Source organism: Deltaproteobacteria bacterium, from assembly GCA_018668695.1.
GTDB lineage: Bacteria > Myxococcota > XYA12-FULL-58-9 > XYA12-FULL-58-9 > JABJBS01 > JABJBS01.
This window is the reverse complement of the sequence record JABJBS010000305.1, coordinates 1-18821: the sequence shown is the minus strand read 5'-3', so window position 1 is coordinate 18821 and position 18821 is coordinate 1. Positions and strand designations below refer to the sequence as shown.

At 48.8% G+C, this 18821-nt stretch carries 20 protein-coding genes; 7 read left to right on the top strand and 13 right to left on the bottom strand.

Going from position 1 to position 18821, the window contains the following annotated elements; all coding sequences use genetic code 11:
- Positions 1-294: 294 nt before the first annotated feature.
- From phnD to HOK28_16520, 3 genes are all read left to right on the top strand, one after another.
- Positions 295-1272 carry a phosphate/phosphite/phosphonate ABC transporter substrate-binding protein gene (phnD, locus tag HOK28_16530; protein MBT6434704.1) on the top strand — a complete coding sequence of 326 codons (978 nt, stop codon included), beginning with the start codon at positions 295-297 and terminating at the stop codon, positions 1270-1272.
- 303 nt (positions 1273-1575) lie between these two features.
- Positions 1576-2514 (top strand): outer membrane beta-barrel protein, encoded by a 939-nt coding sequence (locus tag HOK28_16525; protein ID MBT6434703.1) that lies wholly within the window; start codon positions 1576-1578, stop codon positions 2512-2514.
- 297 nt (positions 2515-2811) lie between these two features.
- Positions 2812-3825: an alpha/beta hydrolase gene (locus HOK28_16520; GenBank protein MBT6434702.1), complete on the top strand. Its 1014-nt coding sequence runs from the start codon at positions 2812-2814 to the stop codon at positions 3823-3825.
- On the opposite strand, the gene HOK28_16515 is transcribed toward HOK28_16520, so the two are convergent.
- The 3 genes from HOK28_16515 to tcdA all read right to left on the bottom strand — a co-directional run bounded on the left by HOK28_16515 (position 3822) and on the right by tcdA (position 6359).
- On the bottom strand, positions 3822-4883 hold the full coding sequence (locus HOK28_16515; GenBank protein MBT6434701.1) for a homoserine O-succinyltransferase: 1062 nt from the start codon (positions 4881-4883) through the stop codon (positions 3822-3824). The two genes, HOK28_16520 and HOK28_16515, sit on opposite strands and share 4 nt — an antisense overlap.
- Positions 4884-5001: 118 nt before the next feature.
- Positions 5002-5454, bottom strand: a complete 453-nt coding sequence (locus tag HOK28_16510) for a dCMP deaminase family protein (protein ID MBT6434700.1) — start codon at positions 5452-5454, stop codon at positions 5002-5004.
- Positions 5455-5582: 128 nt separating this feature from the next.
- Positions 5583-6359, bottom strand: coding sequence for a tRNA cyclic N6-threonylcarbamoyladenosine(37) synthase TcdA (gene tcdA, locus HOK28_16505; protein MBT6434699.1), 777 nt, complete (start codon positions 6357-6359; stop codon positions 5583-5585).
- Between the two features lie 176 nt (positions 6360-6535).
- Between tcdA and ppk1 the strand changes: the two genes are divergently transcribed.
- On the top strand, positions 6536-8683 hold the full coding sequence (gene ppk1 / locus HOK28_16500; GenBank protein ID MBT6434698.1) for a polyphosphate kinase 1: 2148 nt from the start codon (positions 6536-6538) through the stop codon (positions 8681-8683).
- Positions 8684-8686: 3 nt separating this feature from the next.
- Here the strand turns inward: ppk1 and HOK28_16495 are convergent, their stop codons facing one another.
- The 7 genes from HOK28_16495 to HOK28_16465 form a co-directional block, all read right to left on the bottom strand.
- Positions 8687-9040, bottom strand: coding sequence for a hypothetical protein (locus tag HOK28_16495; protein MBT6434697.1), 354 nt, complete (start codon positions 9038-9040; stop codon positions 8687-8689).
- 26 nt (positions 9041-9066) lie between these two features.
- Entirely contained in the window at positions 9067-9462 is a 396-nt protein-coding gene (locus tag HOK28_16490; GenBank protein MBT6434696.1) for a DUF4345 family protein, read from the bottom strand.
- Positions 9463-9474: 12 nt separating this feature from the next.
- Entirely contained in the window at positions 9475-9975 is a 501-nt protein-coding gene (locus HOK28_16485) for a hypothetical protein (GenBank protein ID MBT6434695.1), read from the bottom strand.
- Positions 9976-10101: 126 nt separating this feature from the next.
- Positions 10102-10317 (bottom strand): hypothetical protein, encoded by a 216-nt coding sequence (locus tag HOK28_16480; protein MBT6434694.1) that lies wholly within the window; start codon positions 10315-10317, stop codon positions 10102-10104.
- Positions 10318-10414: 97 nt separating this feature from the next.
- Positions 10415-10756 (bottom strand): hypothetical protein, encoded by a 342-nt coding sequence (locus HOK28_16475; protein ID MBT6434693.1) that lies wholly within the window; start codon positions 10754-10756, stop codon positions 10415-10417.
- A gap of 103 nt (positions 10757-10859) precedes the next feature.
- Positions 10860-11879: a hypothetical protein gene (locus tag HOK28_16470; protein ID MBT6434692.1), complete on the bottom strand. Its 1020-nt coding sequence runs from the start codon at positions 11877-11879 to the stop codon at positions 10860-10862.
- A gap of 146 nt (positions 11880-12025) precedes the next feature.
- Complete coding sequence (locus HOK28_16465) at positions 12026-12622, bottom strand: PhnA domain protein (protein MBT6434691.1); 597 nt, start codon at positions 12620-12622, stop codon at positions 12026-12028.
- Between the two features lie 458 nt (positions 12623-13080).
- Here HOK28_16465 and HOK28_16460 point away from each other — a divergent pair, with 458 nt between their 5' ends.
- Positions 13081-13761, top strand: a complete 681-nt coding sequence (locus HOK28_16460) for an SGNH/GDSL hydrolase family protein (GenBank protein MBT6434690.1) — start codon at positions 13081-13083, stop codon at positions 13759-13761.
- A 170-nt stretch (positions 13762-13931) separates the two neighbouring features.
- Entirely contained in the window at positions 13932-15329 is a 1398-nt protein-coding gene (locus tag HOK28_16455) for a sigma-54-dependent Fis family transcriptional regulator (protein MBT6434689.1), read from the top strand.
- Positions 15330-15373: 44 nt separating this feature from the next.
- On the opposite strand, the gene HOK28_16450 is transcribed toward HOK28_16455, so the two are convergent.
- The 3 genes from HOK28_16450 to HOK28_16440 all read right to left on the bottom strand — a co-directional run bounded on the left by HOK28_16450 (position 15374) and on the right by HOK28_16440 (position 17911).
- On the bottom strand, positions 15374-16567 hold the full coding sequence (locus tag HOK28_16450) for a DUF445 family protein (GenBank protein MBT6434688.1): 1194 nt from the start codon (positions 16565-16567) through the stop codon (positions 15374-15376).
- 221 nt (positions 16568-16788) lie between these two features.
- Complete coding sequence (locus HOK28_16445; protein ID MBT6434687.1) at positions 16789-17238, bottom strand: hypothetical protein; 450 nt, start codon at positions 17236-17238, stop codon at positions 16789-16791.
- A gap of 196 nt (positions 17239-17434) precedes the next feature.
- A complete protein-coding gene (locus HOK28_16440) occupies positions 17435-17911 on the bottom strand; it encodes a YaiI/YqxD family protein (GenBank protein ID MBT6434686.1) in 477 nt (158 codons plus the stop codon).
- A 404-nt stretch (positions 17912-18315) separates the two neighbouring features.
- On the opposite strand from HOK28_16440, the gene HOK28_16435 reads away from it, so the two are divergent.
- Entirely contained in the window at positions 18316-18744 is a 429-nt protein-coding gene (locus HOK28_16435; protein MBT6434685.1) for a hypothetical protein, read from the top strand.
- The last annotated feature ends 77 nt before the right edge of the window (positions 18745-18821 follow it).

The window sequence follows — 18821 nt, the reverse complement described above, 5'->3', positions numbered from 1 at the left end:
CCCAAGGTTGGTGGCAGCTCCCACCATTTCTCCATCCACTAGAAACGGGGTTAATCCCGCGGGGTTGGAGCCATGAGCTTGAGCCGCACTTGAAGCCAAAATTGTTTGAGACCATGCAAAGCCAATCATGCAAAGCAGGTTCAGGTTTTTCCTAAGGTTCATTTAACATTCCCACACAAATACTTCGGGCCTGGCCAACCTGACATGCGGTAAGCCAATTAACCAGCGCAAAGAGCCTCTCTAATCTAATTATGGCCTTTTTTTAGTCTACCAGCCCCATTATCATCATCACGAATGCAAAAAGTTATCTCCATACAAGCGCTTAGCTGTATTTTTCCAGTCATCGCGGCCTCGCTCTTTGCTTGCCAAAGCTCCACGGAAACGCCCGAAAAATTTTCGCCGACGGTCATCTGGGAGAAGCACTCCGTGCAAGCCCAAGCTGCGGCCCAAAAGTCTATCCAATTCGGCATAGGTCCATGGGATGCCCATGAGCACACGAAACTCTACATCGGGCCGCTTCTGCAATATCTTGAAGAAGAAACCGGTCATCACTTCATGCTCAATATCAGCGAAAACTACGATGAGCTTTTATCAAATTTTCAGAATGGGCATATCGATATCGCCCACTTATCGGCCAACCTATACACTGAGCTGCTGAAGCAATCCCCCGGCACGAGCCATTATCTTGCAACGGTCTCAGAGCTCGTCAACAACACGATGACGGGTCATTACCGAGGTGTTATTTTCACCCACAAAAAAGATAACGTCGAAAACCTCACAAGCCTCAAGGGGAAAACATTTGCCTTTGTAGACCAAGGCTCCTCGAGCGGATTTAAGTACCCCTTGGCCCTTCTCATCGACAACGGCATTGAACCTCAACGAGACTTCTCCGAAATCTTCTATGTGGGAAATCACGAAGCTGTCGCCAAGGCCATCGCCACCGGTCAGGTCTTTGCTGGCGCGATATGGGAGCAAGGGCTCACCAATGCGGAGTCCACCCTCGGAAAAGTATTCAACCCGATTGCTAAAACACCCCAGATCCCGCGGGAAGCCTGGGTAGGACAAAGCTCAATGTCTCCAGAGTTCCTTGAATCCATCCAAGCCGCTCTTGTGCGACTTACTCCTGAGAGTCGTTTGAAGTCCGGGGAAAAAGTCTTTGGGGAGACAGCGCCATTCCAAGGGTACGTGGTCAAATCAGAGTCTTTTTACAATGTTGACGGTAAAACCACCGCCACCGTTGACCGCTACCTAGAAAAATACCCAATCCAGTAAAAGATAATTCGTGAATCGACATATTTGTCATTAATTTACCAGGAATCCGACATCTACGTAACATCATTTGGGCGGATTTCAGCACTCTCAAATGCCCCATTATCTACTTGCCTCAATCTAAAGAGCTTTTTTCAAGTTCAGTAAAACTTAAGCGTTCTGGCACAAGTGTTGCTTCTCTAAAAGCAAGAAGCATTGCCGTAAGCATCATCGCTCAAGGCATCGACCACTAAACGGGGGGACCATTGCAGGAACGAGAGAAATTCGTTTGAAGCAAAATGGTCCACGCTCTTTGGAGAAAAAGAAATGAAAAAAGTTGGCTTTATCGGTATAGCGCTCATGCTCTGTGTTCCTTCTCTAGCGGGAGCGGAAGAAGCAGCGTCAACAGGTGTTACCGTAAGCGGATTCATCGACGCATCATTATCCACATCTTTTACAGGTACCGACATCGATAAAAAAATCACATATGGTGTGGACCAAGTAGAACTCGATTTCTCGTCCAGCCCCGCTGCCGGACTAACCGTTCGCACGGACCTCAACGTATTCCCAGCTGGAGGAGCGATAGATGCAGATAACCTCATTGAGCAAGCCTACCTGGAATACTATTTCGGGGGCGGAAGCGACGGCTTCTCGCTTACCGTTGGTAAAGTCAACGCTCCCGTCGGGATTGAGGCACTAGACCCTGTGGACATGTACCAGTACAGCTCAGGCCTACTTTTTGAGCATGCAACGCCAAGTAACCTAACGGGTGTATTCGCCGGTTATACCAGCGGTGCAATCAGTGCTAAGTTGTGGATGGCAAACGACTGGGACAAGGCGGGTTCACCTGACCTTCCAAACTTTGGTGGTCGCTTTGAATATGGCCTGGAAGAACTCGGTCACGTTGCTCTCTCGACCACATTCGAGCAAGGCAGCGACCAGCTCATGGTTGATGTCGACTCAGCACTCAAGTTTGGTGATGTAACGGTTTTTATCGAAGCCAATATGGGAATGCTCGATAGTGAAATCGCTATCGGCGCCCTCGGTAAAGTAAACTATGCCTTCAGTGACTCATACAGCGCCACTGCACGTTTCGACTATCTCGACCAGTCGAAAACCGGTGGACACAAAGGCATGAGCGGAACAGGTGCTTTTCTCTTCGCAGTCAACGATAACTTTATCGGAGCGGTTGAAGTCCGAGCCGACAAGCCTGATGGCGAGGATGTTGGCGTTACAGGAGCCGTAGAACTTATCGCTTCGTTCTAAGTCCTGTGTTTTTTAAATGAGACAAGCCTCGGTTGCCTATTGTAGGTAGCCGAGGCTTTTTTGCGACTAAATGGCTTCTACAAAAACGTAACCTTCCCTCACCCTATTCACCCTCGAAAATACCCTCCGTCGCTCCCCAATTCACCAACCCTCGAATCTATCCCTAAAGCAGTGGCGCTCTAAGTAGCTGAAACAATGAGCATTATAAGGTTCGCTTCAGAATTCAGTTTCGAGAGCCATTTACAGGTGACGCGCGTTTGACTATCGACCCACCTAGAATACGATTAAGGAGAGTCCATGCTCAACCGAGCTATCAACGCACTGGAACTCATTAAACTTGGACCTGTCGATGGGACCAAGCGAAAAGTTCGCGGAAAGCTTGCGAGCATGGCCACCGACAGCTTCTTCAATAGCTTGGCCTACGCCGGTCGCTATCACCCACTTGCTCACCCCAAGCTACATGGTGTGTCGGTGAAGCGCGGCGTTCGTTACGGACAAGAACACAAGCGCCAGAAGCTGGATATTTACCGGCCCGTGAAAACGTCAAAAAAGACCGTACCGATTGTCTTCTATGTTCATGGTGGGGGATTTCGAGCGATGTCCAAGGATAGCCACTGGCTTATGGGGCTCATATTCGCAAAAAAGGGATACCTCGTCGTCAACGTAGATTATGGGCTTTATCCAAAGCACCGATTCCCAGAACCGCTTAAAGATGTGTTTAAAGCCTATGCCTGGTTACTTCAACACGCTCGAGGAATCGGCGGCGACCCCTCGCAAATTATGGTTGCCGGTGAATCTGCGGGTGCCAATCTTATTATGGCATTGGTATGCGCATATCACTTTGAACGCCCCGAAAGTTACGCCCAAGAGCTTAAGAGCCTCGGACATCCTCCAGTGATGGCGCTTCCTCAATGCGGTATTCTGCAAGTGACCAATATCGACCGATATGAACGTGACCCAGGCACGGCCTCAACTTATGTAGATCTCATGAATATTGTGAGCAACTCTTATTTCACGAGCGAGAGTCAAGCCGGACAACCCGCATCGCTTGCAGATCCCCTTCGGGTTCTTGAAGAAGAGACACCCACCAGTCCTCTACCCCCCTGCTTTATCTCTGTGGGCGGAGATGACCCGCTAAGGGACGATTCTATTAGATTGGGTCAGGCACTGCGCCGGCAACAATCACCCTCACAATTCGCTAAATACCCGGGTGAAATTCATGCCTTCCAAATGCTGATTTGGAGAAAGCAAACGAGACGCTGCTGGCGTGATACCTTTGACTTTATGGAGAGGCATTGGCCTTCGACTTAAAGAGAGCGAAGCCCCAACGGGTCGGATGCATCGACACCTTCCATGAAAGGCTTTGTACGGTCCCGGTTCGTTAACTGGTAAACCATACCGATCCAATTATTAAAGATACTGCGGGCAGTGTCGCCCCAGGTATTGTCGACATGCACCAAAGCCGCTTCTTCCGGAAAGCCCTCAATGCTCTTCACGCTGCCCTGCTCACTCTCAAATCGTTTTAAAAGAGCAATGCCTTCAGCACTCAAATAATGGTCAGGTAACTTCGGGTAGTCTTCACGCTCCCCGTTCACAAACCTGCCTACCTCACGCTTGTATTCTTTAAACAAGCTGTTGCGGTCGTACTCTGGGTGGCCTTGGAAAAACACAAATCGAAACAAATCTTCACTCACCGCCAAATGGACACCTGCCTCCTGGCTCGTGACCAAAACACACATGCCGGCATCTTCCATTTGAGCCTGGGAGATATCGTTAAACCTTGAGTGCGGTACGTTGAAACGTGTATTAATATTACGAACAAGTGGATGCGCAAAAGAAGACGTGCGATGTGAAAACACACCCCAACGCTTATCTCCTTGGTGAACGCGCTCAATCCCTTGAAAATGCTTCAAAGCGGCGTGAGTGGCCAGACAAGCACAAAGCGTTGACGTGACCTGAGCGGCCGCAAATTCAAACACCTCGGTAAGTTCACCCCAAAACGGCTGGTCTTCAAAGCGTGTCCCCTGAACGTTGGCACCCGTTACAATAAGTGCATCCACACCCTGTTTACGCAGCGTCTCAAAATCAGTGTAGTATTCGTCGATGTATTTTTGAGCATCGGCGCCTCGTTCAATACCGTTCAAAGTAAATGGGTGAACATAAAACTGCGCAATCCGGTTTGAGCTACCGATGAGCCGCATGAACTGCCGCTCCGTGGCTTCTAGGGCTGCATCCGGCATGATATTGCACAAGCCGATGTGCAGCTCACGAATGTCTTGATCATGTGCTCTATCCAATTCGAGAATTTCTTCGCCATCACTGCGAAGTCTGTCGAATGAAGGCAGTCCAGAATGAGCCACGAGAGGCATTGTTTAAACCATTTCGATAGGGTTAATAGTTTCTCTCTATGCAAGACAGAATGGACTGTAAAGTAGAGAACTGATTTGCATAAACCGCAAGCAATGAAACCGGGGAAGCCGAATCAAACTAGTCGCCGGTTTCAACCGGGACATCGCGCACTTTAACACCTGATTCATCGAACATTTGACGTCCCAGGTTGAAATCTTCCAACCAGCGTTCGGGAATTGTTAGCTCTGAAGGATAAACCACTTCTTCCACCCCAGCCTGAATCAGCGATCGAGTGCACCGTGTACAAGGCGGCCAGGTCACATAAGCACGGCACCCTTTCAGTGAAACACCAATACGCGCAGCGTGCATAATCGCGTTTTCTTCAGCGTGACAAATCAACGGGTACTTTAAATCACGATTGGTATAGCGCTCTTCACTGTCTTCAATACCTCGAGGAAAACCATTAAAGCCCGTGCTGCGGATCTCGCGGTCCTCTCCCACGATGATACAGCCCACCTTGGTCGAAGGGTCCTTGCTCCATGAAGCAATATGGAAGGCCAACTTCAAAAATCGCTCGTCCCAGTTTGCCATAGAACCATCTCCAAACAGGTAATTCGTGAAATATTGAACAGGATGGCACGTCACGTCTATCAAGTCGAGAGCCATTTCCTCGGGCCGTGTGGAGTTTGCCCTTAAGCCTGCAGTAAGCGATGCACCCGCTAGGCTTCGGCTATAATTTTGCGAATGGCAACAGAAGCTGCAGCAAACCCAAAGGTTCCCGTCACATGGGTTGCCGAACCAAACCCACTTGAGCAATCGAGCTTCAAAGAAGTTTGAGAGTCTGGCTTTTCACAAACACCGCCATCCGGCGAAGGGTAAACCGCTTTTTCGGTACTAAAAATTGCATCGATGCCCCACTTACGTTTAGGGTCACGGCTGTAACCAAAATCGCGCCTCAGAGACTTACGAACACGCTTAAGCAAAGCATCGTAACTTACCTTAGTCAGGTCAGCGGACTGCACCGCCGTCGGGTCCCATTTTCCACCTGCAGCTCCAACTGTGACCACCGGGATATCGCGTTTTTTACAGCCATCGAGGAGCAAGCATTTGTTGGTCTGTTGATCGATGGCGTCAATCACCGTGTCAAAATCAGTAGACAACAGCTTTTCGGCTGTGGTCGCAGTGAAAAAATCAGCAATCGTATTGATTTCACACTCGGGCTGAATGGCCCTTGCACGCTCTGCCATGACATCTATTTTTAGTTTACCAACCGTGCCGTCGAGAGCATGAAGCTGCCGATTCGCATTGCTTAAACAAACATCGTCCATATCGATCAAGGTAAGCTTTCCTACCCCGCTTCGCGCCAATGCTTCAACAGTCCAAGACCCCACGCCCCCAATGCCCACCACGCAAACGTGAGCGGCCCGAAGACGCTTCAGTGCTTCAACCCCATAAAGGCGAGCAATACCGCTGAATCTGTAGTCATAGTCCGACATCTTAAGGTGCAGGTATGGGCAAACCGGCAACTTGTCAACGCTACTTAAATGCTACGTAAGCTTCTGAAATTAAACAACTAAACATTGTAGGCACCCACAAAAGTTAGATAATGAAGGTGTTTGCCGGTTTACGGCTCGATAAATCTTAGCGACACTCTAAATTGAGGGTGATGGAAATGGCGTTGGAATCAAGCAATCAAGATATCGAGCAGGATGATCTGACTTCCGATTCGCCCAAAGCCGTCCTCGCACTAGATAATCCCGACAATTACTTCAACCGCGAGACAAGTCTACTGGACTTCAACGAACGCGTTCTCATTCAAGCCCACGACAAGCGTATCCCGCTACTTGAACGGTTGTTCTTCTTGACCATCAGTTCGGCTAATCTCGACGAATTTTTTGAGATTCGGGTCGCCGGACTTAAACAACAGATAGCACTGGGAGTATCGAACCCCCGCCCAGACAAGGCATCTCCCACAGAAGCCTTAAATCTCGTCAGCGCAAAAGCCCACAAACTCGTCACAGCACAATACCGTTGTCTTAACGATGAAATTATTCCCGACCTCAAGGCCGCCGGGGTTCGCTTGCACGACGTTGATAATGCGCCCCCCGCTTTACAAGCATGGGCACGAGATTACTTTCTATCTAATGTGTTGCCAGTACTTACTCCTGTAGGCCTCGATCCCGCTCACCCATTCCCACGTGTCCAGAATAAGAGCCTAAACTTTATCGTGGAGCTCGATGGGACCGACGCATTTGGCCGCAGCAACCCTTATGCACTGGTACAAGCCCCTCGTGCTTTGCCGCGCCTTATTGAAGTTCCAAGAACGGTGGTCCAAGAATCTAAAGGCCGAGACTTCATTCTCCTAACCGGTGTAATGAAGACAAATATCGCTGACCTATTCGAGGGCATGACCGTGGTGCGATGCCATCCATTTCGCGTCACCCGAAATTCAGACCTCTGGATTAATGAAGATGAGGCAGACGACCTATTGAGCGCAGTCGCCGGTGAGCTATCCAATCGGCACTATGGAGATGCCGTGCGGCTTGAAGTCGGCATCGATTCAACACCAGAGATTAACGACTTTCTACTGCAGCATTTTGACCTGACGAAACTCGACCTCTACAAAGCCGATGGACCAGTGAACCTGAATAGGCTCGAACAGTTGCGAGACTTAGTGGATGATCCAGCCCTACGGTACCCGTCCTTTGTTCCAGCCTGCCCGTTGAACCTAGCCGAGCACTCTATCTTCGAGGCAACCAGAGCTGAAGATATACTCTTACACCACCCTTACCAGGCATTCTCACCGGTACTCGAGTTCTTAAGACAATCGGCTCGCGATACGAATGTGTTAGCAATCAAAATGACGCTCTATCGAACCCAGCCAGACTCAGAACTCGTGGTGACACTGCTCGAGGCAGCCCGTTCTGGTAAAGAAGTCACGGTAGTCATTGAGCTTCGCGCTCGATTCGACGAAGCCACCAACATCGACTTGGCGACCAAGCTTCAAGACGCTGGTGTAAACGTTTCATACGGAGTTGTCGGATATAAAACACACGCAAAAATATTATTGGTTGTGCGTCGAGAAGGCACCGATTTAAAGCGATATGGTCACCTTGGTACCGGCAATTATCACCCAGGAACCGCCAGAGCTTATACAGATATCGGGCTGCTCACGGATGACCCGGTTCTATGTGAAGATATTCACAAAGTATTTCTTCAGCTCACAGGCCTTGGCCAAGCGGCAAGTTTAGAGCGATTGCTCTCTTCACCCTTCACCCTCAACCGCCGCCTCGCCGAAATGATTCAATTCGAGTCCAACGAAGCCAAAGCCGGGAGACCCGGAAGAATCATTGTTAAGGCCAACTCTCTTTCCGAACCAGCAATGATTCGCAATCTTTATAGAGCCAGCCAAGACGGCGTCAAAATTGATCTCATCATCAGAGGAATATGTTGCCTAAGGCCAGGCGTGCCCGGTCTTTCCGAAAACATTACCGTTATCTCCATTATAGGACGCTTTTTGGAGCACTCTCGGGTCTTTTATTTTTACGCAGCCGGTGAAGAGAAGCTTTACTGCTCGAGTGCAGACTGGATGAGCCGAAACCTTTATCGACGGGTAGAAGTAGCATTCCCCCTGGAAAACCCCAATCATCGCCAACGCATTCTCGAGGAAGCTCTTCATAAACCATTAAAAGATAACTCAGAGGCCTGGGTCCTGCAGCCCGATGGGACCTATATTCAGCGCTCTCCAAACGGTCAGCGAGAAAATCGCTCACAGATTGAGCTGCTTCATGAACTCAGCGAGCTTGGTCCCAGCGAATAAGGCTTAGGCAAAATTCTTACTATTCCATCCCCAAAGGTGCCGCTGAGCATCATTGAACTCTAGATAAACGCGGCCTGGCTCAACTCCAAGGTGCTCTTTAACCAAAGCACATGCCGCGGCGCTGATACGCTGCGTCTGCTCAGAGGTCATCGTTCCTATATTCTTAATCTCCATATAGGATGCCGGTTCCGGCGAACCGCCAAATGTCATTAACGATTGTGGTTCTAAAACAGTCATCACGTAATCTTCAGACTTCTCTAAAACTTCCGCAAGAAGTTGAGAAAGACCTCTGAGCAACAACTCACTCGAATGGCCTGAAACTTCACTTACGTTGGTTTGAACTTTAATCAGTGGCATACCAAAACCTCCATATTAGACGAAAACTAGATCTCACGTTTTATTCTCAATATGAGAACACAAGAAAAAGAAAAAGCACACAATTCTGCCGCATGTACGATTATAGAAAAGTCGTTAGGCACGCCCTCGACACCCAAGCTGACAAATCGCCCTAACGAGAAGAGACCCAGTACCAATGCCGCCAAAATCAAGCTTAACTGTCGATGCTCGGGGTACTTAGCCCCCCTGAAGAACATAAAAGCCAAGCCGCCAAAACACCCACTGTATCCGGCCCTAACTTCAGCAAAGCCGGCAGGACTCATTAGGTGAATCTCTACCGGTAGCACAAAAAGGCTCGGGACCAGTAGAGCCTGGAGCGCAACAAGAGTAAAAATAAAACTTAAGAGATAAAGAAAGCTCGATGTGAGAAATCGTTCAGACAACAACACAGGCTCCTAATTTTCGTCCCTTAGTAAACCCAAGGATTCGTGTACCTCAACCCCATCCAGCTCGGTCAAAAGACTTGGCGAGCAGATTATCTTTGAAGTCCGGTTGCCTCCCCCAATGATAATTTTATTTCGCTTCATAACGGCAGCATCTACCAAAACTGGAACAGACTCTGGTAAACCCAAAGGTGTAACACCACCGATTTCCTGGCCCGTTAACTCAACCGTTTGTTCAGCCTTCGCGAACGAAAACTTCATGCCTTGCAGAGCACGCACCTTGCCATTTACATCCAGGCGATGCGTAGCCAAAACCACGCAAGCGACGTAAACGCCCTTTGGCTTTCTCGAACTTAATAGGATGCAATTGGCTGAATCGGCTAAATCGTAGCCCAATTGTTCACAAAACAAAGCAGTATCCGCCTGACCTGCATCGCAGGAAACAATCTCAATGTCGCTAGAAACTTCAGCGAGTGAGTTTCGGACGGATTGATGCAATATGCTCTGTGTCATGATTGTCTCCCTGGTCTCGCCTAACAGGCTCAGCTTGCTCGTTACGGCCTCGCAACTTTCCCAAATATCGCAGAAGATTCAACCCACAAGTCTCGATGGAGCACTAGAAAAAGAAGAGATGTGACCCTAGGGATCGAAATGAGGCTCCCTGATTGGAAACCTTCCATTGCGTTTAACACAGGTACATACAGTGCACCCTTGTCCGTCGGCTTCGCAAACCGTCTCATCAACTCCACAGGCTGGGCGATACTCGCGGCACTTTCCCGCTCCGAAGTCTTTGATGGTCCAGCAGCCGGTTAATAATAATAGACCGGCAGCGGCGATAATTGACGACACACGCATGACATTCTCCACTCGAAGAGACCTGTTAAGACGAAGCAGTCTGGCGCTAAATTCAAGACCAGCGTACAAAATGAGAGAAGATCTGGCTCACTAGGTGCTAGACGCTGGCGGGTTGCCCCACAGCTAAGAGCGTCATGCCGATGACAACCGTGCCAATGCCCACATATTGAATCACTGAGAGGTCCGTCTTAAAAACCACGGCGATTGCGATTTGGCTCAGTAAAAATGCACCACCCATCGCGACCCCGAAAGCGATGTTCGGACTCATCATTTTATAAATCACCATCAGCACCGCCATACTCGTGATGCCAAACGTATGCCCAAGGAGAAATCCGCTAAGCCACTTAAGTGTGCCGTCACTGCCCCATTTAAAGAAAATATTAGCGACGATTTGTAAGGCCCAAAAGAGGCACATCCACGCGATGACTCCGATATTCATAATAACTTCTCCGGCTATCTCTGAAATTCGGCGCTACGCGATGAAACTTGGTTTGCCAAGCCCAAATCGACTTTATCCAACTCAATTTAGGTACAAAAACGATTTACGGAGTCGATTTCCATTCTAAAGCTTCGCCAGTGCAGTTCGCGGGAGCTGTGAGTGGATTACACGAAGCTACGGGGCCATCAGGGAGTTCGAGCCAATACTCTCGCTCAGCAACTGGGTAAGGGAAATCGTCTTTTAACATGTGGAGCCCGTTGGTAAGACCAGCTTCAAGGCTTGCATAACAGGCGGTGTCTTCGTCACCGGCCGAGCATACATTAGCCGCCACAAGCATCTTACCCTCGCCGGCTGTTTGAGCGATTCCATCAGCTGAACCAGTGCTCAACTTTTCGACCGCCGCCCAAGGCATGCTGTATTGGCTAGACGCTGCCCGAGGAAAGAGGAGTCGATTTTCTAAGGAGGTAAAATCATTCGTATAGGGTCCAGTGTGCTCACCGTTATTTAGAATGATAAACATGACCTTGCCCCTGACTTCACCAAGCGTTGGCCACCCCACGGTGTCCAGTGCTTCACGCACCGAGCTATACTCACCGCGAACAAGTTCCGGTGTAAGAAGCTGCTCAGGTGGAATCACCGCTTGAATCTCATCCTCGATCATCAGAAGACTCTCGAGCGGCGCATCGGTCATCCCACTTTTCATTTCCATCCAGACAAAAATAGGTAAATGGTCTGGCTTCGAAGCTGACCAAGTTTGGATGACCGACAGGCAGTCTGCAAAGAGTGAGCAAGAACTCACCTCGTCAACCAGCGCCAAGTGAAACACTTGAAAGGAATCATCAAACCGGTGCAAATCAAGTTCAAAGGTTCTCACATTTTGGGTTTCTAGCTGAACATCCAGTGGAGCATGACTGTATTCGTGCGTGGGATGAATGGTTGTCTCAGGGCGTTGATGGTAGCTGTTATGAGTGCCCTTAACCTGTACATGGTGTAACCGCAGCTCGTCATCCAATGGATACACGTGGGCCGGTTCAAGTGTGGGCACGGGATCTTCCGTACCTCCACAAGAAACTAAGAATAAGCCCGCAAAAAACGCGAAAAAACCCAGGGGAAACATGCGCATGGGAGCACTGCCTTTCAGAAATTTCTCAGCGCAACACACACCGCGAAACTGCTTATTTTAAAGTGGCAACCATGCGGCAGGATTGCAAGAAGAGAAAGAACACAAGAAGTTAAAGCAGGTATGAAAATGTAAATAGGACCAAAGCCTTAGGCTATTTTCTTTAGAAAACAAGTCTTTAAGACAATACTCATCTTATTCACTCTTCCCTCGATGTGCTCAGGGTTATTCGTGAGATGTATATTCTTCACGGTCGTTCCTCGCTTGGCCACGAACGATGTACCCTTAACATCAAGGTCCTTGATCAGAGTGACCGTATCCCCCTCCAAGAGAAGCGTCCCATTACTATCAAAGGTCTTCACTGCATCATCATCGTCATCTGCTTGTGCGGGCAGTCCCTCGCGAGCCCAATTCATAACAGGTTCCTCAAGATAAGCTTGATCAAGTAGGTCCTGCGCCCAAGCCTCATCGCTGAGCCGATTAAGCATTCGCCAACTCATCACTTGAACGGCTGCAACCTCACTCCAAATAGAGCCCTGCAAACAATACCAATGATTAGCGTCTAAATCTGCCGCTGGTTCAATCTGACTCAGGCAAACGCCACAAAGAAGTATAGAGCGGTCTTCAGATGGCTCTACCACCGGGCCGACTTCATAAATGCCAAGGCTTTCCTTGCCAGCACAAAGCTCGCACTGCTCTCCCGCACGGCTACGAACCGAGTTTTCAATTTGACTTAAATCTGCCATCTGGATTCCTCTCTAGGTCAAACACGATGCTCAGCCCATACTTGATATGCACTTATGCCTCTGGCTGCACCCCGGTCAACGGTATCTCTTTCGAGAAGCTCAAGTTCCCCCATTTTAGATCGCCCTAGAACAAACGAAGTCGCGAAATATAGAGTTGACGGGTTTAAACTAAAGTTGAGAGAGCGAGTACTTGACCAAGTACACCCAGGGAGAGTTATAGAGCGTTGTTCTGCTCTTATATGCAGAAGGCACACTGACTACGAAACGCGACAACGACAATGCAAGCTGACCGAAATAAACTTTCACTAACCAGTCTCCTAATGGCGCCAGGTAAGATTTTTAAAACAGCAAGACGCGTTACATCACTTCCCCATAACCAACCCCAAAATTTCCTATCTAACCCTAGACCCCAAAAAACCATTGTCGCTTGCCTTGGAGATTCCATCACGCATGGAACAGTGAGTTACAATTGGGTGGACGTGCTTGGAAACAGACTCGCGAATGCAGAACTGCATTTTATCAACGCAGGTATCAACAGCAGTGTCGCCTGGCAACTGAATCAAAGGCTCGATGAAATCCTTGCCTGCAAGCCCGATGTTGCGATTGTTCTCATTGGCACCAACGATGTGATGGGCAGTTTCCATCTGGGAGACGGTCTCTCCTACAAGCGAAAAGGCAAGCTTGCGAGTGTACCCACTCAGCGCGGTTACCGCCTGGAGCTGACCAAACTGTTACGAGGCCTTCAAGCGGTTAAGCATGTTGCAGTCTGTACGCTCCCGCCTCTTGGAGAGAACCCTGATTCCCAAATTAACCAACTTGTACAATCCTTCAACGCTGACATCCGCCAAATCGTAGCCCAGGAAAACCGAACGCTTATTCCTCTCAACGAAAAACTCTCCACGCACCTCACAAACTCGGTGCAAGAGCGGCCGCAATACACTCCCGGCCCTATCAACCGGTTGGTCCCGATTCTTAGAGCCATTACCGACTACTACATCAGTGGGAAAACTTGGGATGAGTCTGGGAAGCAACAGGGTCTCACGCTTTTGCCTGATCACATCCACCTTGGAGAATTTGGTGGTGAAATTCTAGCCAATCTAATCGATCTATATCTCCAAGGGATTATCAAACCCCGTTAAGTTCTATGGCGTATTTAAATATCAACCAGACTTAAATCTCGGAAAACACGAGTTAAATCAATTCTCTTCACGTCTCACCTTGGACAGGCGGTCGAATCGAGATAGAGTGAAGTTTGAAGAAGCATATAACGTCACAAAAAACATGACCCAAAATAGACGAATATCAAAGAATGACTAAAACCCTCGAAGAAAACGAAGTTCTACATCGCTCAGTTATTCTCTATGTGGATGATGAAAAAGACAACCTGGAGCTTTTCCGTCTTCAATTTGGCGATGAGTATGAGCTCATCACAGCAAACTCCGCCAAAGAAGGTCTGAAAATTCTAAGCTCGGATCCACGAGTTGCTATCATTCTTACCGATGAGCGGATGCCGGAAATGACGGGCATCGAACTCCTCGAAGAGATCGTCACAAAAGTACCAGACACCATTCGCATTATTGTATCCGCGTACAGCGACAGCCAACGGCTCTTAAATGCACTGAACCGTGGACGGGCCCATGAGTATATTGTGAAACCTTGGCGCCGGGCTGAAGTAAGACGGTGCCTCGAAAGCTGGTTAACAATCTCCAAACGCAGGCAAGACCTTACCGATAAAGCTGTGCTTGCAAACTCATTGCTCGACGAGCTCCAAGCCCCAGCCTCACCATCCAATATCATTGGTCAAAATGGCGGTCTCGAAAATGTATTGAAGCTGGCAACCAAAGTTGCAAAAACGGATACAAGTGTGCTTATCCGAGGAGAAACCGGAACCGGCAAAGAAGTCGCCGCACGTTTTATCCACGACAACAGCACCAGAAGAGACAAACCCTTTATCCGAGTCAATTGTGCCGCGCTCTCCGAAACCTTGCTTGAAAGCGAGCTATTCGGCCACGAAAAAGGGGCATTCACAGGCGCAACAAGTACCAGAATGGGACGTTTCGAACTTGCCAATGGCGGCACCATCTTTCTAGACGAAATTGGGGATATCTCTCAGAAGCTTCAGGTTATGCTCCTGCGTGTTTTGCAAGAGCGCGAGATCGAACGAGTGGGTGGCGTGAGCACCATTAATGTTGATGTTCGCATCGTTGCCGCGACCAACAAAGATCTAGAGTCTGAAGTCGCCGAAGGTGGTTTTCGCGAAGACCTCTTCTACCGTCTCAATGTATTTCCCATTTTTCTACCGCCATTACGTGAACGCCTCGAAGATATTCCCGAGCTCCTAAACTGGTTTCTCGATAAATACCAACATCTCACCAACAAGAAACCAACGGTCGGCCCCAGCCTCGTCCAAGCCCTGCAGTCCTGTGATTGGCCAGGTAATATTCGTGAATTTGAAAACTTGGTTCAACGTGCGCTTGTCGTGTGTGAAGGCGACACACTGGAGCCTGACCATTTCTATTTCGATTTTGCGCCCACCAAACCCAAGGTGGCGAGAGGAAGCGTCAAAGACCAAGTCAAAACGAAGCAATATGAGACAATGAAAGCATGCTTGGAAAAGTATGATGGTAACTGCTCTAAAGCTGCACGTGAATTAGGATTGGCACGAACCACCTTAATGAGCCGGGCTAAGAAACTCGGCCTGCTCTAAGATACTCTCAGGTTCTTGGAATATTGACTCATCGCCCATTTAGCTTAAAGAAGAACCATCAAAAGTAGCTGTAAGAATCCGGCCACACCGCCGAGAAAAGCACCGACCGCAATCAACGTTGACTCGTCTTCCCGAAAAACCGGCCTTAAGACTTCTTCGAACTCTTCAGAGGTCAAACTTTTCAGATTCAGACAAAGCTCCTGCTCGAGAGCCATCGCCTCACTCATATAATCTTGCAACTGATCGAGTTCATGCGGAATAACGGCCGCCAAGCTTTCGCTTATTTCACTCTTTAGACTTTCCCACTTCTCAGTTCCTACGGCCAGCTGGGTAATTGTTCCCGCTGCTCCCGAAACATGCTCGATTGATTCATCCACATAGTTTTGCAAAAGCGCAATCAACTTGTCGGCGGCGGGTCCTTCGAGAACAGCCTTGAGCAATGCCTCAGAGTGTAAAATCTGCTTCGCAAAAAAAGCCGCATAAGCTTCGCTCACTTCATCTTGACGACGCAAGAAAAGCCCCTGCCACCGAAACGGACCTATTTTAACAGGTTCCAAGGGTTCGAAAACCATCTTCAAAGCAATCCAGTTTGTAGCCCATCCAACAGTGATGCCCGTAAGAGGTAAGAACCAGCCCGGCTGAACAAATATCCAGACGACCATCTGTATGCATCCCAGGAGTGCCCCAAACATCAAACCGCTGTACTCGACAAACATAAACTCTTTACTGCCGCATCGCCAAAACAGCTTGTTGAGTAAAGCCCGGTTGTTGCTGAAGGCATTAACGACCAGTGATTCAATATTTAAATATTCATCGAGTTCATCATGGAGCTCGGCCATCATCTTCTCAACCACGTTCGGAATCTCACCGCGAAGACGATTTCGAGATTTCTCCCGTACCAGTTCCGGAACCATTTTCCAGAGCCTGGGGAAGCGCCGCGCCAACACATCCTCAACGATGCCTTCAGCATGCTCTTCAATGGTAGGCCCCAACAACGCTGATATTCTTGAGGGCTCAATCCGTTTAAAAACCGCCTTTTCATCAAGCAGCTTTGAAGTCATGAGCTGAACACAGGTTGTGGCCATTCGATCTGCATTGGCAGGTAAAACACCTTGCCAACTTAAACGTCGCCAACCCACTCGACGCAGCGGCCAAAAAAGCATGCGAATAGCAAGTGCATTGGTGATCCAACCAATAAGGCCGGTTACAAGCGGTATAAGAAGTAAGCCAAAGTCCACCAACCTGAAGTAGCAGCATCAAAGCGCAGAGTCCAGCCGGCGAGCGTTAAGACAAAAACCAAATCAAAGTGGATGTTATTTTTAGGAGTTTCAAATTTGTGAGTAGGTAATCTCAATGAAAAATAGATTAAAGCCGTTATCTAAACCACAAAAAAAAGGCAGATGACCTAGACGCCAACTGCCTTTTCAATATTTTACTTAGTTCAAAGACTTAGAGAGTATTACTTATCTTCGTAATCATCTTTATCTTCATAATCGCATTCATCTTTGTCGTCCCATTCGGACTTATCAGAATCGTCACACCATTGAGTGCAATCTTCCTCGCTCTCACCTTTGTCGACACATTCTTCGAAGCATTCGGCCGCAGTATCGTCCTTTGAGCACCAGTCCACGCAATCCTCTTCGCTTTCACCTTTGTCGATGCATTGCTCCAGGCAATCTTCCGTAGATTCGTCTTTTGAGCACCAGCCCGCACAGTCCTCTTCGCTTTCACCCTTGTCGATGCATTGCTCCAGGCAATCGAAACCCACTGCTTCAGAGCCCTCAGAGTCGGCTTCCAGTGCCCCCTGAACATTGGAGGGGTCTGTAATCCCGACTCCTTCTGCGCCGCATGCACTCAACACCAAAACGCCCAAAGCCAAAAATACTGTCGTTGTTAAATTCGGTTTCATCATTGCTCCTTCTTAAATCACTCTTTTATCGGAGTGGCGTACAATCAATAATGAACCACCTGGCAGCGGCGAAAGTGTTACCTCGATTTTAAAAAGAGATTCAACCTTGAAATCATTCAAAGGTTAAATCCCCAAAAAATTGCTCAAACTATAAATTGACGGCGGCAAGCGACCCGTAATTATGACCTCTATGGGTTTAAGACCCAGCGGTCATCTGGTCTTTAAATTCTCGTCCCAGCGCCACCAAAATTTCGTCAAGTTTACCCAGATACCGCGACCTATCCTTTGCTTCCATCGGTTTCGGTCCTCCAGTCATGACACCCATTTCGCGAAGATTTTGTGCCAATTCCCGGCTAGCCAAAGCATCGCCTATGGAGTCGGCGTGGAACTCTTTACCCTTCTGACCTAAAACGCGAGCTTGCTTTTCCAAGCAACGCGCGGCCAAGGGAATGTCATTGGTGATCACAACATCTCCGGGCTCACAGCGCTCAGCGATCCAGTCGTCGGCCACATCGTCACCTTTATCAACCGTCACGCAACGGATAAATTCAGAACTCGGCGTTTGGATATACTGATTGGCAACCACCACAACTTTCCAGTGCCAACGCTCAGCAACCTTGTAGGTCTCTTTCTTCACTGAGCACGCGTCTGCATCGATGTATATGACTTTCATACTTTCCTCTTGCTTGAACTGGCGCGAATATAAACCTCCCTCTCTCTAAAGCAAGGCTCGTTTACCAGGCCACGGATAGGTGGCTAGGTGAAAACTCATCGGCCGCGTCACTTTACCACCTCAGAGTATGGGTAAATCTTTCGGTTGGGTTCGCTTAAACGTCAAACCGGTGCGTCAACGAACCCAAGTCATGAGGTTCGACAGAGGAGTTTTAAATAACTTGGTCGGTTTACTTCCACTTTCCGGGCAGTACTGCGGATAAAGGTCGTGAAAATCATGACAAGATGCACCAACATCGCAGAAAATTTTCCTTATAAAATCAACAACTCCCCGTCACCGTGTTGACGTCACCTGCAAAAAGTCCAACACTTAATGCAGGGTTCACACCATGGGGAAATGATACAATGACGCAACCGGCGAGTGATTATACCGCGCGGCACCTTCAGTTTGGCTGGTGGTCTCTGCTCGTCTTTTTGTTTATCGGAGTCGCTCTCGAAGCCATGCATGGTTTTAAGATTGGATTTTATCTCGATGTGTCCAATGAAACCAGACGTCTGCTTTGGACACTCGCCCATGCTCACGGCGCGCTATTAGGCCTTGCCCATCTAGGCTTCGCACTCACCACGCACCTACGACCTGGCACCTGGAGTCACAAACCTTCTGCTCTACTCATGGCATCAAGTATCCTGCTTCCGGGTGGGTTTTTCCTTGGAGGCTTGGGCATTCAGGGAGGCGACCCCGGGCCCGGTATTATCCTTGTTCCGATTGGTGCGCTCACGCTCATCACCGCAGTTTTTCTGATCGGTCTGGGCTCTAGACAAGCGAATGCATAAGGACAGCTTCTTAGGTTACGAGGTTCACCATCATGCAAAATAGCTGGCTCATCGCATGTGCACTTGCTCTCGGACTT